Source organism: Pelomonas sp. SE-A7 (genome assembly GCF_030345705.1).
In the GTDB taxonomy this organism is placed as follows: Bacteria; Pseudomonadota; Gammaproteobacteria; order Burkholderiales; family Burkholderiaceae_C; genus JAUASW01.
Genome location: NZ_JAUASW010000001.1, coordinates 803,824 through 817,131, shown reverse-complemented (window position 1 = coordinate 817,131; position 13,308 = coordinate 803,824). Strand labels below are relative to the sequence as shown.

Sequence of the window (13,308 nt, the reverse complement as noted above, 5' to 3'; positions counted from 1 at the left end):
GCTGCTCAGCCTTGCGCACCGAAGCAAGCCTTGGTGTGACGCAAATGTTTCACTTGTTGTAGGGAGGTCTCACCAGCCCGGCGGCTGGTACGCGACCTCAGCCTCGCGGATGGTGCTGGGCGTGGATCTGCCGCAGTCGCTCCCGTGCCACATGGGTGTAAATCTGGGTTGTGGACAGGTCGGCATGACCGAGGAGCAATTGCACGGCGCGCAAGTCCGCGCCATGGTTGAGCAGGTGCGTAGCGAAGGCATGGCGCAAGGTGTGCGGCGAGATGGCGCTGCGGATGCCTGCCAGCAGGGCGTACTTCTTGACCAGGTTCCAGAACATCTGCCGGCTCATGCCGGCGCCCTGCACGGTGACGAAGAGCTCGTCGCAGCGCTGGCCGGCCAGCAGCGTGTTGCGGGCCTCCTGCAGATAGCGCAGCAGCCAGCCATGGGCTTCTTCACCGAAGGGCACGAGCCGTTCCTTGGAGCCTTTTCCGGTGACCCGCAGGGCGGTCTCCTTGAGGCCCACATGCACGCTCTTGAGCTGAATCAGCTCGCTGACCCGCAGGCCGCTGGCATACATCAGCTCCAGCATCGCGCGGTCGCGCAGGCCCAGGGCCGTGTCGGTGTCGGGTGCATGCAGCAGGGCCTCGACCTGGGCCTGGCTCAAGGTCTTGGGCACGCGCAACGCCTGCTTGGCGTTGTGCAGGCGCAGGGTCGGGTCCTGCGTCATCCGACCTTCCCTCAGGCCCCAGCGGAAATAGCGCTTGAAGACGCTGAGCCGGCGGTTGACGCTGGTGGCCTTGCTGGCCGCATGGCGCGCGGCCTGGTAGGCCAGCAGGTCGGCCTCGGTGCTGCCATCCAGGCTACGGCCCAGCTCCTTCGCCAGCCAATCCGCCAGCAGTTGCAGGTCACGCTTGTAGGCCGCCAGCGTGTTGCCGGACAGGCCATCCTCTATCCACAGCGCTTCAAGAAAGCGGTCGATGCCCGCCTGGCTGAGTTCGCGCGCAGCCCGGTCCATCAGGGGATGGGCTGGTCCAGCATGCCAGCCTTGAGGCGGTCGTTCGTGGGCTTGGCGCCCAGAAAGACCTTGAGCAGAGCCAGCATCGGTTCGTTGCCGGGCGCGGGCGCACCGAAAGCCTTGCCGTTGACGCTCAGCTGCGTGCCCTGCTGGGGCACATGGTCCATGTTGATCAGGTCGCCCTTGCGCAGCTTGCCGACCAGCTCGATGTTGTGGATCAGGGCGGGCAGCCTCGCGGCGATCAGCTGCTGCTCTTCAGGAGTGCAATTGCGGGCCACGCCCTTGTGGATGGGCTTGATCAGTTCTTCGACGCCGACGCCCATCAGCATGCGCATCTGGATGCGCTTGGGTCCGGCGTTGGCGAACACCGCCTCGGCGGTGTCGGCCTTGCGGCTCAGGTAGAGCGCCGTCAGGTAGCCCCTGAAACCGAATTTGCTGAACAGGCCGGTGCCGTTCAGGACCAGGGTGCTGCCGCCCAGCTGGATCTCGTCAGCGAAATCATGGTCCTCAAAGCGCTTGGCCCAGCTCGGCAGCGTGGTGGCGGCACCGCTCAGCAGCAGCGCTCGTCTCGTCAACTTCATGGGTTCTCCGTGTCGGGACGCTAGCCTAACGCGGCCGGCAGCACCGGGGCCTACAGACTTTCGCTCAGCGCCCATTCGATGTGCTCGGCCACCAGGGGCGATGCCTGGGGCAGCTCCCGGCTCAGCGCGGCGCGGATTTCGGCGTCGTCAGCCGCCCGCAGCGCATTGCCCATGGCCACCGCCAGGTTGCGACGCCAGCGCTGGTGGCCGATGCGACGTATCGCCGAGCCCTCGGTGCGACGCAGGAATTCCGCCTCGTCCCAGCGCCAGAGCTGCAGCAGCGTGCCGGCCTGCAGGCCTTCGCGCGGATCGAAATCCGGCAACGGGCTGCGGCGCGAAAACTTGTTCCAGGGGCAGACCAGCTGGCAGTCGTCGCAGCCGTAGATGCGATTGCCCAGCAGCGGCCGCAGCTCCGGCGGAATCGGCTCGTCGCTTTCTATGGTCAGGTAGGAGATGCAGCGCCGCGCATCCACCCGGTAGGCGCCGGTGATCGCGCCGGTCGGGCAGGCGTCCAGGCAGGCCGTGCATTGGCCGCAATGGCCGCTCACCGGCGCGGTCTCGGGCAGCGGCAGGTCGACGAAGATTTCGCCGAGGAAGAACATCGATCCGGCCTCGCGGTCCAGCAGCAAGGTGTGCTTGCCCCGCCAGCCAATACCGGAGCGGCTGGCCAGCTCCACCTCCAGCACCGGCGCGGAATCGGTGAACACGCGGTAGCCCAGCGGGCCCACCGCCTGCTCCAGCTGCGTGGCCAGTTGCTGCAGGCGGTTGCGCAGCACCTTGTGATAGTCGCGGCCCCGGGCATAGATCGACACCTGGGCCTGCTGCGGCCGGGCCAGGCCCTGCCATTCGATGGCCTGCCAGCCTTCGGGCGAGTCGGTCGGCAGATAGTCCATGCGGGCGGTGATCACCCGCAAAGTGCCCGGCACCAGCTCGGCCGGCCGGGCGCGCTTGAGGCCATGGGCCGCCATATAGCCCATGCTGCCGTGCTGCCCCTGCGCCAGCCAGGCGAGCAGGCCCGGCTCGGCGTCTGCCAGGTCGATGCCGGCCACGCCAATCTGTGAGAATCCCAGCGCGCCGGCCCAGCCGCGCATCTGTTCCAGCAGCGCGGCACCGTCAAAGGCGGCACGCGCTTGACCACCCGGAGTCGAAGACATTTGGCCATTCTAGAAAGCCGTGAACTGAGCTGGCCCGACGAGGCCGCCTGCCAGCAGTTTGCTGAAGCCCTGGCCCATGCGCCGGGCCTGATGGACGCCAGCATCGAGCTGCAGGGCGGCCTGGGCGCCGGCAAGACCACCCTGGTGCGGCACCTGCTGCGCGCTCTGGGCGTCGAGGGCCGCATCAAGAGCCCCAGCTATGCGGTGCTGGAAAGCTACGAGCTGCCGCAGGGCGTGGCCAGCCATTTCGATTTCTACCGTTTTGACGATCCGCGCGAATGGCTGGACGCCGGCTTTCGCGATGTGTTCGTGGCGCCCGGTCTCAAGCTCAGCGAATGGCCCGACAAGGCCGCCGGCATGCTGCCCGTGCCCGACCTGGCGATCCACATGGAAGCCCTCGACGACCAGAGCCGCCGGGTGCGCATAGACGCCGGCACCGAGCGCGGCCGTGCCCTGCTCGCGGCGCTGGGGCCCTCCTCGTGAGCCGCCGCGATTTCCTCTGCCAGACCGGCAGCGTGGTCCTGCTGCTGCAGGCACCGCAGTTGCTGAGCGCGGCCCCCAACGCCGCCAGCATCGTGGCCGTGCGGGTCTGGCCGGCGGCCGACTACACGCGGGTCACGCTGGAGTCGGACAAGCCGCTCAACGCCAAGCATTTCCTGGTCGACAAGCCCGACCGCCTGGTGATCGACATCGAAGGCCTGGAGCTGAGCCCCGGCCTGCGCGAGCTGATCGCCAAGGTGAGGCCGGACGATCCCTACATCGCCGGCGTGCGGGTTGGCCAGAACACGCCCACCGTGGTGCGCATCGTGCTCGATCTGAAGCAGCTGGCGGCGCCGCAGATCTTCACGCTCAAGCCGGTCCAGCCCTACCAGCACCGCCTGGTGTTCGACCTCTATCCGGCCGAGGAGCCCGATCCGCTGCTGGAGCTGCTGCGCGAGAAGGAACGCGCCGAGAAGCAGGCCACGGCCTCGGTCAACGACGCGTTGAACGAGTTGATAGGCAAGATAGGCCGCAGCGAAGACCTGCCGCGCAAGCCGGAGAACGCCGCCAGCGCGCCAGCGCCTGCTGCATCACGTCCAGCCGCGCCGGCATCCTCGGCAGCACCGCGCAACCTGGACCGGCTGATCGTCATCGCCCTGGACCCCGGCCATGGCGGCGAGGATCCTGGCGCGGTCGGTCCCAGCGGGCTGAAGGAGAAGGACGTGGTGCTGGCCGTGGCGCTCAAGCTGCGCGAGCGGCTGAGCGCCAACCGCAATATCCGCGTGATCCTGACCCGCGATGCCGATTTCTTCGTGCCCTTGCACGAGCGGGTGCGCAAGGCGCGCCGGGTGCAAGCCGACCTGTTCGTCTCCATCCATGCCGACGCCTTCGTCACGCCGCAGGCGCGCGGCGCCTCGGTGTTCGCGCTCAGCGACGGCGCCGCCACCAGCGCCGCGGCGCGCTGGATGGCCGAGCGAGAGAACGCCTCGGACCAGATAGGTGGCATCAATACGGTGCGCACCAAGGACACGAACGTGCTCAAGGCCCTGCTGGACATGAGCACCACGGCCCAGATCAAGGACAGTCTCAAGCTGGGTTCCGAGGTGCTGGGCCAGATAGGCCAGGTCGGACGGCTGCACAAGAAGCAGGTCGAGCAGGCCGGCTTCGCGGTGCTCAAGGCGCCGGACATCCCGTCCATCCTGGTCGAGACCGCCTTCATCTCCAACCCGGAGGAAGAGGCCAAGCTGCGCAGCCCCGACTACCGCCAGCAGCTGGTCGAAGCGCTGGCCAGCGGCATTGCCAAGTACTTCGCCAAGAACCCGCCGATGGCGCGGCAGCGCCCGATGTCCTGAGTGCTGCCGCGGAGGGAGAGCAGGCCCGGCTTACTTGGGCTGCTTGACGATGCGCAGGTAGGGCTTGGGCGCCTTCCAGCCTTCGGGGAAGAGCTTCTTGGCGTCCTCGTCCGAGACCGAGCCGGCAATGATCACGTCCTCGCCCTGCTTCCAGTTCACCGGCGTGGCGACCTTGTGCTTGGCGGTCATCTGCATGGAGTCCAGCACGCGCAGGATCTCGTCGAAGTTGCGGCCCGTGGTCATCGGGTAGGTCATCATCAGCTTGATCTTCTTGTCCGGACCGACGATGAAGACCGAGCGCACCGTGGCATTGGTGGCGGCCGTGCGGCCTTCCGACGTACCCGCCTCCTCGGCCGGCAGCATGTTGTAGAGCTTGGCCACGGCCAGGTCGGTGTCACCGATCATCGGGTACTGCGGCAACGCTCCTTGCGTCTCCTCGATGTCGGCAGCCCAGCGCGAATGGTTGTCCACCGGGTCGATGGACAGGCCGATCAGCTTGCAATTGCGCTTGGTGAATTCCGGCTGGATCTTGGCCATGTAGCCCAGCTCGGTGGTGCAGACCGGTGTGAAGTCCTTGGGATGCGAGAACAGGATGGCCCAGCCCTCGCCTATCCAGTCATGGAAGCGGATCTGGCCCTGGGTGGTGGCCGCCGAGAAGTCCGGGGCCGTATCGTTGATGCGCAGTGACATGCTTGCTCCTGAGGCGCCTTTGAACAATGGATATGCGGGTTGGTCCGCCCGGCGCAGTACAGGCGCGGCCAGAGTCGGAATTTACGAGCTTTTTCGTCCCGCCGTCACCGTCCCGGGCCGGCAAATTCAGCCCAGGGTCTCAACCCGATTGCGACCCTTGGCCTTGCTGCGGTAGAGCGCCCCGTCGGCGCGCCCCAGGATCAGCGGAATGTTGTCGCCGCTCCGGTAGGCGCTGACGCCGAAGCTGCAGGTCTTGCGGCCCACGACCTCGAAGTAATGCGCGGCCACCAGGGCGCGCAGCTTTTCGGCCAGGGCCATGGCGCCCTCCAGCGGCGTGTCGGGGCAGATGATCAGGAATTCTTCGCCACCCCAGCGGCCGAAGATGTCGACCTCGCGAATGCCGGCGCCGAGCAGACCGGCCGTCTCGACCAGCACCCGGTCGCCTATGGCATGCCCATGGCAGTCGTTGACCGACTTGAACAGGTCCACGTCCAGCAGCACCAGCGAAAACATGCTGCCGTAACGCTGGCTGCGGTTCAGCTCGTACTCCAGCACCTGGTCGAGCTTCAGCCGGTTGAAGGCGCCGGTCAGCGGGTCGGTGGACGAGAGCCGCAGCAACTCCTCGTTCTTGGCCACCAGCTCGCCGCGCTGCGCCTGCACCTCATCGAGCGCTGCCTGGGCGGCGTCGAGCATGGTGTTGGCACTGGAGGCCAGCAGGCGGATCTCTTCGGTGGCGCCGGTCTGGGTGACGTCCAGGCGCGCCGGGCTGCCCGGCGCCATCTGCTTCATGGAATCGGCCAGCTGCACCAACGGCTTGACCAGCAAGGCGCGCAGCACCAGGGCCATGATCAGGGCGGCCACCCCCATCTGCGCCAGCATCAGCAGCGTCTGGAACAGGGCCGCACGAATCACCACTCCGCGCACATGGGCGTCGTCCTGCACGACACGCAGCGTCCCTATGCGCTCCAGATGATCGACCGGCGAAAAAAGCGCGAACTCGCGGCCGGCGCTGAAGTCGACCTGCTGGCGCGAGCCGAGCTCGGCGCGGAAGCCTTCTCCGGCCTCGATCCGGACCGCCAGGATGGCCGGATTGGCCAGCAGTCCTTCCAGCACGCCGCGGGCGATCTCCTGGTTGGAGGCAAAGGCCGCCACCTCGGCCTGGGCCCGCACCGTCTGCACCAGTTGGCGCTGCAGCGACTCGGCCTCGTCGAGCTGGTGGCGGTGGAAATAGGCGTAGCTGAAAAGGCCGGCCACCAAGGCGAACAACAGCAGGCCCAGGCCCACCGTGAGCACCAGCCGAACTTCGATCTTGTCGCTGCGCCATTGCTTCATCGGGTTCAGTCCTTGAGGCGTAGCACCGGCTTGACCGAGGCATTGAGCAAGGCGGCGTCTATGTAGCCAATGGCCATGCGGTCCTGGCTGACCGCTTCACGCACGGCCAGGCTGTCGGCCAGGATGGGAGGTGGCAGCACTTCGCCGCTGAAGCGCAGCCGTGCCCAATAGGCATTGACCTGCTTGATCTCCATGCCATTGAGGGCGCTGAAGAAACGCTGCCGGACCACGCTGCCCGAGGGCTGCTCGTAGACCAGGGCCGGCTGGGCCGTGACGTCGGCACCGGCGAACTGTCGGGTGCGGCCCAGGTAGAGGTCTGACACCTGGCGCGGCTGCAGGGCCTTCAGCGGGTTGTCGGGATGGACGATCACCACGAGGTCGGCACCGGCGATCAGCGGCCAGGCCAGGCCCACGACCAGCAGCCAGGCCAGGCGGATCGGCAGGCGCAGGCGGTGTCCCATGGTCAGAAGCTGAAATCCAGCGTCAGCGTCGTGCTGTTGACGCTGCGCCCTTGCATGTTGATGGCCAGGCTGCGCCACCACAGGCCATAGCCCGAAGGCCTGACCTCGGTGTGATCCCACTGCAGCTTCAGGGCTGCCTGTGGCAACAGGTCCCAGCGCAGGCCCAGCGAGCTGCTGCGCTGGTCAATGCGCGTGGTGTTGACGGTGAACAGCGCCGGATCGCGCAAGGTGGCGTTGAACGCTCCCCAGTCGTTGCGGGCACCGCGCACGCCGTTGCCGGGCCGCGAAACACTGTGCAGCAAGAAAGGCGTCCAGTCGCCGAAGCGCCGACCCAGGCCCAGGTAGGCCATGCGGCCATGCGGAAGCACCGCCTGGGTGGACGTGGTGCGGCCCAGCTCGGCCTGGGCCACCCAGGTTCCGTTGTCGAAGGCCGCTCCCAGCGTCGTGTAGCTGATGCGAGCGCCCTTGAATGCCAGGTCGGTGCGCAACTCGGCCGCTTCGGTGCTGACGCCGGGAATTGACGCTGCCGCCACCTGATCCAGACCCTGGTGCAGTGCTGCGAAGGCCGACGGGTCACGCGCCGAGGTAAAGCGCGAATGCGCCAGCTTCAGCCGCCACAGACGACCCTGGCGACTCAGCGACAGGCTCCAGAGCCGGTCCGCACGGAAGTCGTAGCCGGCACCGATGGGAATCGTGCCCCGCGCCGTGCCCAACTGGGCTTTCCAGATCCAGCGTGCCGAGCTCGACTGGACCACATAGGAGGCGTCGCCACCGTCGATCGAGAAGATCGGCAGCCAGCCGTAAAACTCCAGCGGCGGCCTAACCCAGGTGTAGGCATAGCCGACGTTGCGGTGGTCGGACATCAGGAAGGCGTCGTAGCTGACCCGGCCCAGACGCAGATTGACGTCGGCGCGCGGACGCAGGGCCAGGTAGGCCAGCTCCAGCGAGTTGTTGAAGTTGACCCGGTCCTGGTCGCGCAGCAGCAGCTGGCCGACCAGGTCGACCGTGCTGCCCAGCGGCAGTTCCGCCTGCAGGCCCAGGCGTGAATCGACCCGCCAGCTGCTGCCGGTGGCCTCGCCGTCGCGGGGGCGCTGCGTCACATCACGGGCCGGCGCCATATTGCTGCGGTTGTCGCTGACCTGGCCGAGCGTGCCGAAGCCGGCCAGGCGCAGGCCCTCGGCCGAGACCGTGGTCATGGCAAGCAGGGTCAGGGCACCGGCCAGCCAGCGCGGCCTTGCCCCCTGCCCGGTCCTCGACTGTCCCGACATGCCGGCTCCCATGCTGCGTGGCTCGGCCTAGCCTAGCGCAGCCGGACGGGCAGTGCCATTGGCGCTGCCCCCGGGGTCAGGTCTGTCTCGCCTACTTGCCGAGCGTGGCCGGTGCCGGCGGCGTATGGCGCTGGATCGGCTTCCAGGTCTTCAGACGCTCCAGCACATTGGCGATGGCCGCGTCCAGCTGCGGGTCCTGGCCGCGGTTGACCGCGCCCGGATCCAGTTCCACGTCGATGTCCGGCGCCACGCCCTCGTTCTCGATCCGCCATTCGCCTTCCGGCGTGTAGAAGCGGAAGTAGGGCACGACCAGGGAACCGCCGTCGATCAGGTTGGGGTTGATCGAGATGCCGATCAGGCCGCCCCAGGTGCGCTTGCCGATCAGCGGTCCCAGGCCCACGCGCTTGAAGCTGTAGGGCATGAAGTCGCCGCCGGACCCGGCGTCCTGGTCGATCAGCATGGCCTTGGGGCCGTAGATCGCGCCGCCCGGCGTGTCGAACACCAGGCCGTCGCGGTCCTTCCAGCTGGCCAGGTAGGGGCGATTCAAGAGCTCGGTCACGTAGTTGGCCGCCTGGCCGCCACCGTTGCGACGGTCATCGACGATCAGGCCCTGCTTGTCGATCTGCGGGAAGAACATGCGGTTGAAGTACTGATAGCCGCCGGCGCCGGTGTCGGGCATGTAGACGTAGGCAACCTTGCCGCCCGACTTCTGCTGCACATACTGGCGGTTGCGTTCAATCCAGTCCCACTGGCGCAGGCCGGCCTCGTTGGCGATGGGCTCGACCACGATGTCGCGGCTGCCCTTGCCCGTGGCATCCGCGGCCAGGGTGACGGTCAGCTGCTTGCCGACCTGGTTCTCCAGCAGCGAGTACAGGTTGGTCGAAGCCTCGACCTGGCGGCCGTTGATGGCCATCAGGTAGTCGCCGGCCTTGCCACCGGCGCCCGGCACCGCCAGCGGCGCCTTCAGGAAGGGATTCCAGCGGTCGCCGGCATAGACCTTCTTCAGCTTGTAGCGGCCTTGGTCAATCTCGTAGTCGGCGCCCAACAGGCCGACGGCAACGGCAGCTTCCTGGTGCACGTCGCCACCGCCTATGCGGTTGTGGCCGACCTGCAGCTCGCCAATCATCTCAACCAGCAGGTCGTTCAGGTCTTCGCGCCGCTGCACATGGGCCAGCAGCGGCAGGTAGCGCTTGTAGACGCCGTCCCAGTCGAGGCCATGCAGGCCCGGGTCGTAGAAGTATTCCTTCTCCATCCACCAGGTCTCGTCGAAGATCTGCTTCCACTCGGCGCGCGGATCGACCTTGACCCGCAGGCCGCTCAGGTCGATGGGCTTGGCATCGGCCTTGTCGTTGGCATCGGCAATCTCCAGCTTGCCGCGGCCGGCGTCGATCAGCAGCTTCTTGCCGTCGGCACTCAGGTCATAGCCGTTGATGCCGGACTTGAGCAGCTTGCTCTTGCGCTCCTCGAAGTCGAAGCGGTGGAGGTCGCTGTTCGGATTGGCAGCGTTCTGCGGCAACTCGCGGCTGGAGCCGGGCTGGCGGCGTTCCATGTAGAACAGCGCGCCATCGGCGGCCACGGCCAGGCTGTCATAGTTGCGCTCGGGCACCGGCAAGGCGACCAGGCGCTGCTGCAGGCCCTCGAAGTCGATGCGCACCGGCTTGGCCGCTTCCTTCTTCTCGGCGGGCTTGGCGGCAGCGGGAGCCGAAGCGGCGGAAGCGGCCGCGGCAGCTGCCTCGGGCTTCTTGGCTTCGTCCTTCTTGGCTTCCTCGTCACCGGCCTTGGGGGCCAGCGGCGACTTGCCGTCGGCGGCCAGCACCAGGGCGTAGAGCCCGGCGCGAATTGGACGCTCTTGTGTCGACATGTCCAGGCCGACCGCCGAAGGACCGGCATTGATCGAGGCGCTGAAGAACAGGTAGTCGCCCTTGGGCGAGAAGGCCGGGTTGTCGGCGTGGCTCAGGCCGTCGCTGACCTCGTGCGTCTTGCCGCTCTGCAGCTCGGCCAGGCGCACCTGGCCCATGTGGTTGCCCGCCGTCACGGCATAAACCAGGAAACGGCTGTCCGGCGAGAAGCCGGCATTGAAGCTGCCCTGGCGGCGCGGGCTGGAGTCGACTTTGACCAGCTGGCCCTTCCTGGGGCCATCGGCCAGAGACAGCGTGTAGAGGTTGAGGTGGTTGTCCTCGATGGCCAGCAGCTGACCATTGGGCGCCCAGTCGCGCAGCGTGTAGTAGCCGGTCTTGGGCAGGTCGATCACCTCGGGCTTGCCGGTGCCGGTCTGGCTCTCCAGCACCAGTTGATGGCGCATGCCCGGGGCATCGGAGATGTAGGCCACGCGCTGGCCGTCGGGGCTCCAGATCGCATCCTTCTCGCGCACGCCCGAGCTCTCGGTCAGGTTGCGCACGGTGCCGTCCTTGACCGGCACGGTGAACACCTCGCCGCGGGCGCTGACCAGGGCGCGCTTGCCGGTGGCCGACAAACGGGCCGAGGTGATGTTGCGCGAGGCGTCCTTCCACTGCGTGCGAGCCTGGATGGAAGGCGTGTTGATCGCCACCTTGATCTCGCGCGCCGCGCCGCCGTCCAGGTTCAGCTCCATCAGCTTGCCGCCGACTTCGTAGACCACCGTACGGCCCTGCGATTCCACCGCCTTGACGTCCCAGCCGGTTTCCTTGGTCAGCTGGCGCAGCGCCTTGGTCTTGGGATTGAAAGCGAACAGGTTGGCCGCGCCGTTGTTGCGGTCGGAGATGAAGACCACCTCGTCGCCGGCCCAGACCGGGTTGATGTCGCTGGCGTTGACGTGGGGAATCTGCTCCCACTGGTTGGTGGCCGGGTCGATGATCCAGACCGGCGGCGTGGTGCCGCCGCGGCTCTGGCGCCAGCCGGCCGTGCCGGCATAGGCAGCGCGGTAGGGACGGAAGGCCAGCTTCTTGCCGTCGGCGCTCCAGCTGCCCTCGAAGGCCACGGCCTCCATCAGCTTGCGCTCGAAGCCGCCGGTGGCATCGATCTCGAACAGCTGGTTGCTGCGGTTGTTGGCCACCTCGCGCGGGCTGGCGAACAGCACGCGCTTGCCGTCGGCGCTCCAGCCGCTGACCACGTCGGCCCCCGGATGCCAGGTCAGGCGCCGCGGCTGGCCGCCCTCGACCGGCATCACGTAGACATCGGTGTTGCCGTCATAGGCGGCCGAGAAGGCGATCTGCTTGCCGTCCGGCGAGAAATGCGGATTGGACTCGCCGGCCGCGTGCGTGGTCAGACGACGCGGATTGCTGCCGTCGCGCTCGGCGATCCAGAGGTCGCCGGCATAGACGAAGGCCAGGTGCTTGGCCGAGATCGCCGGCTGCCGCAGCAGCCGGGTCGGCTCGCTGGCCGACGCCTGGGTGGCACCGGCCAGAGCCAATGCGGCGAGCAGAACAGTCTTCTTGAGGCGGAACTTCATGCAGTCTCCTTGTTGTGGCGGCGCAGCTTGGATCTCAAGCCACCGCCTATCGCGATCAGGCCGGGGAGGATGATCATGGCCCAGATGATTTTTTCCAGATTGGCCTGCACCCAGGGTACGTTGCCGAACAGGTAACCGGCCAAGGTAATGCCCACCACCCACAGCGCGCCGCCGGTGATGTCGTAGAAGGTGAACTTGCTGCGCGTCATCTGCGCCACGCCGGCCACAAAGGGGGCGAAGGTCCGCACGAAGGGCATGAAGCGCGCGATCACGATGGTGATGCCGCCATAGCGCTCATAGAACTCATGCGCCTGGTTGAACGCCTTGCGGTTGAAGAAGCGCGAGTCCTCCCACTGGAAGACCTTGGGGCCGAAGTAGCGGCCTATGGCGTAGTTGCTCTGGTTGCCGGCAATCGCGGCCGTGAGCATCAGCGCTATCGACAGGCCCAGGTCCAGCAGGCCGGTGCCGCACATGGCACCGACGATGAAGAGCAGCGAGTCGCCCGGCAGAAAGGGCATGACCACCACGCCGGTCTCGATGAAGATGATCAGGAACAGCAGCGCATAAATCCAGGCGCCGTGAGCGGCCACGAAGGTGGCGAGATGCTTGTCCACATGGACGACGAAGTCGATCAGCAGCGCGATGAAATCCATGGCGGCGCATTATGGGTGCAGCCCAATGAAAAGCCCCTCGGCATCGCTGCCGAGGGGCTTGCATTGAGTAGCCCGTTAAGGCGACTGAGCTCTTGACCGTCGATCAGGCGGCCTTGCGGCGACGGCTGGCGGCGATGCCGGCCAGGCCCAGGCCCACCAGGGAAAGGGTCAGCGGCTCGGGCACTTCACCGCCGGGGGCGTCCGCCACCAGCAGAACCTTTTCCCAGTCCGAGCTGTCGTTCAGGCCAATGAAGTTGCCGGCGCGCCAGCCACCGTTCATCGCGCCGCCACCTGTGTGCCAGCACAGACGGTCGCGGTCGTTGCCGCCAGTCCATTCCGATTCAGCGGTGTCACAGCTGGTGCGGCTGACGATGTCACCCGCTCCTGCAAAACCCCACGAATAGCTGGAGTTGAAGTACCACTCGACGTTATTGGCGCTGTGCGTGGTGTTGCCCGTGCCGGTGTCGAAGATCACGTCGGCGTAGTTAGCAGCAGCCAGCACTTCAAACATGTCGCTGCCGACGCGCCGGGCCGCCATCATCAGCACGTCGCCGGTACAGCCCGCCAGGACAGAGCTGATCGCAGTACCGGTTGCGCCATAAGTGGAGGAATAGCACTGGGTATAACCCCAGGACGCCACCGTGGCGGCGCTGACGTCGTTCTGAACGCCGCTGGGCAGGGTCGAGGCCTGGGCCGAGGGGGCGAAGGCGGCGGCAGCCAACGACAGTGCAGCAGCCAGGGTCTTGATCTTCTTCATTCGATACTCCTGAAAAGCTTGGAATGGTCAACGCCAGTTTCCAAGCAGTTTGCATGCCACCTTGGCTTGCACTTTGCAAATCAACCACTTGCAAGAATTCATCCTTCAATCTAGGGATGCCTGTCAACTTGTTCGACACCCGCACTT

12 protein-coding genes are annotated in these 13,308 nt (G+C 66.8%); 2 read left to right on the top strand and 10 right to left on the bottom strand.

Going from position 1 to position 13,308, the window contains the following annotated elements:
- Positions 1-97: 97 nt before the first annotated feature.
- The 3 genes from xerD to queG are packed head-to-tail and all read right to left on the bottom strand — an operon-like array spanning position 98 to position 2,741.
- Complete coding sequence (xerD, locus tag QT382_RS03630) at positions 98-1,006, bottom strand: site-specific tyrosine recombinase XerD (RefSeq protein ID WP_289252680.1); 909 nt, start codon at positions 1,004-1,006, stop codon at positions 98-100.
- A complete protein-coding gene (locus QT382_RS03625) occupies positions 1,006-1,587 on the bottom strand; it encodes a chalcone isomerase family protein (protein WP_289252679.1) in 582 nt (193 codons plus the stop codon). Before QT382_RS03625 ends, xerD begins: the two co-directional genes overlap by 1 nt.
- A gap of 50 nt (positions 1,588-1,637) precedes the next feature.
- A complete protein-coding gene (gene queG / locus QT382_RS03620) occupies positions 1,638-2,741 on the bottom strand; it encodes a tRNA epoxyqueuosine(34) reductase QueG (RefSeq protein ID WP_289252678.1) in 1,104 nt (367 codons plus the stop codon).
- Between queG and tsaE the strand changes: the two genes are divergently transcribed.
- Both tsaE and QT382_RS03610 read left to right on the top strand, forming a co-directional pair.
- Entirely contained in the window at positions 2,742-3,224 is a 483-nt protein-coding gene (gene tsaE, locus QT382_RS03615; protein WP_289252677.1) for a tRNA (adenosine(37)-N6)-threonylcarbamoyltransferase complex ATPase subunit type 1 TsaE, read from the top strand.
- Complete coding sequence (locus QT382_RS03610) at positions 3,221-4,573, top strand: N-acetylmuramoyl-L-alanine amidase (protein ID WP_289252676.1); 1,353 nt, start codon at positions 3,221-3,223, stop codon at positions 4,571-4,573. Before tsaE ends, QT382_RS03610 begins: the two co-directional genes overlap by 4 nt.
- 30 nt (positions 4,574-4,603) lie before the next feature.
- Here the strand turns inward: QT382_RS03610 and QT382_RS03605 are convergent, their stop codons facing one another.
- The 7 genes from QT382_RS03605 to QT382_RS03575 all read right to left on the bottom strand — a co-directional run bounded on the left by QT382_RS03605 (position 4,604) and on the right by QT382_RS03575 (position 13,161).
- Positions 4,604-5,263, bottom strand: a complete 660-nt coding sequence (locus QT382_RS03605; RefSeq protein WP_289252675.1) for a peroxiredoxin — start codon at positions 5,261-5,263, stop codon at positions 4,604-4,606.
- Positions 5,264-5,389: 126 nt separating this feature from the next.
- Complete coding sequence (locus tag QT382_RS03600) at positions 5,390-6,595, bottom strand: GGDEF domain-containing protein (protein WP_289252674.1); 1,206 nt, start codon at positions 6,593-6,595, stop codon at positions 5,390-5,392.
- A 5-nt stretch (positions 6,596-6,600) separates the two neighbouring features.
- Positions 6,601-7,056 carry a type 2 periplasmic-binding domain-containing protein gene (locus QT382_RS03595; protein ID WP_289252673.1) on the bottom strand — a complete coding sequence of 152 codons (456 nt, stop codon included), beginning with the start codon at positions 7,054-7,056 and terminating at the stop codon, positions 6,601-6,603.
- A 2-nt stretch (positions 7,057-7,058) separates the two neighbouring features.
- The gene (locus QT382_RS03590) at positions 7,059-8,324 is read right to left on the bottom strand and encodes a hypothetical protein (protein WP_289252672.1); all 1,266 of its coding nucleotides are present in this window, start codon (positions 8,322-8,324) and stop codon (positions 7,059-7,061) included.
- Between the two features lie 91 nt (positions 8,325-8,415).
- Complete coding sequence (locus QT382_RS03585; RefSeq protein WP_289252671.1) at positions 8,416-11,751, bottom strand: S41 family peptidase; 3,336 nt, start codon at positions 11,749-11,751, stop codon at positions 8,416-8,418.
- On the bottom strand, positions 11,748-12,404 hold the full coding sequence (locus QT382_RS03580; RefSeq protein WP_289252670.1) for a DedA family protein: 657 nt from the start codon (positions 12,402-12,404) through the stop codon (positions 11,748-11,750). The genes QT382_RS03585 and QT382_RS03580 overlap by 4 nt, the downstream gene beginning before the upstream one ends.
- 103 nt (positions 12,405-12,507) lie before the next feature.
- Complete coding sequence (locus tag QT382_RS03575; protein WP_289252669.1) at positions 12,508-13,161, bottom strand: PEP-CTERM sorting domain-containing protein; 654 nt, start codon at positions 13,159-13,161, stop codon at positions 12,508-12,510.
- Positions 13,162-13,308: the final 147 nt, after the last annotated feature.

What these genes read in the sequence shown, in the direction of transcription:
- queG (WP_289252678.1), bottom strand. Translation starts at nt 2,741, where the DNA reads ATGTCTTCGACTCCGGGTGGTCAAGCGCGTGCCGCCTTTGACGGTGCC.
- QT382_RS03600 (WP_289252674.1), bottom strand. Translation starts at nt 6,595, where the DNA reads ATGAAGCAATGGCGCAGCGACAAGATCGAAGTTCGGCTGGTGCTCACG.
- xerD (WP_289252680.1), bottom strand. Translation starts at nt 1,006, where the DNA reads ATGGACCGGGCTGCGCGCGAACTCAGCCAGGCGGGCATCGACCGCTTT.
- QT382_RS03585 (WP_289252671.1), bottom strand. Translation starts at nt 11,751, where the DNA reads ATGAAGTTCCGCCTCAAGAAGACTGTTCTGCTCGCCGCATTGGCTCTG.
- QT382_RS03575 (WP_289252669.1), bottom strand. Translation starts at nt 13,161, where the DNA reads ATGAAGAAGATCAAGACCCTGGCTGCTGCACTGTCGTTGGCTGCCGCC.
- QT382_RS03590 (WP_289252672.1), bottom strand. Translation starts at nt 8,324, where the DNA reads ATGTCGGGACAGTCGAGGACCGGGCAGGGGGCAAGGCCGCGCTGGCTG.
- QT382_RS03625 (WP_289252679.1), bottom strand. Translation starts at nt 1,587, where the DNA reads ATGAAGTTGACGAGACGAGCGCTGCTGCTGAGCGGTGCCGCCACCACG.
- QT382_RS03605 (WP_289252675.1), bottom strand. Translation starts at nt 5,263, where the DNA reads ATGTCACTGCGCATCAACGATACGGCCCCGGACTTCTCGGCGGCCACC.
- QT382_RS03580 (WP_289252670.1), bottom strand. Translation starts at nt 12,404, where the DNA reads ATGGATTTCATCGCGCTGCTGATCGACTTCGTCGTCCATGTGGACAAG.
- QT382_RS03595 (WP_289252673.1), bottom strand. Translation starts at nt 7,056, where the DNA reads ATGGGACACCGCCTGCGCCTGCCGATCCGCCTGGCCTGGCTGCTGGTC.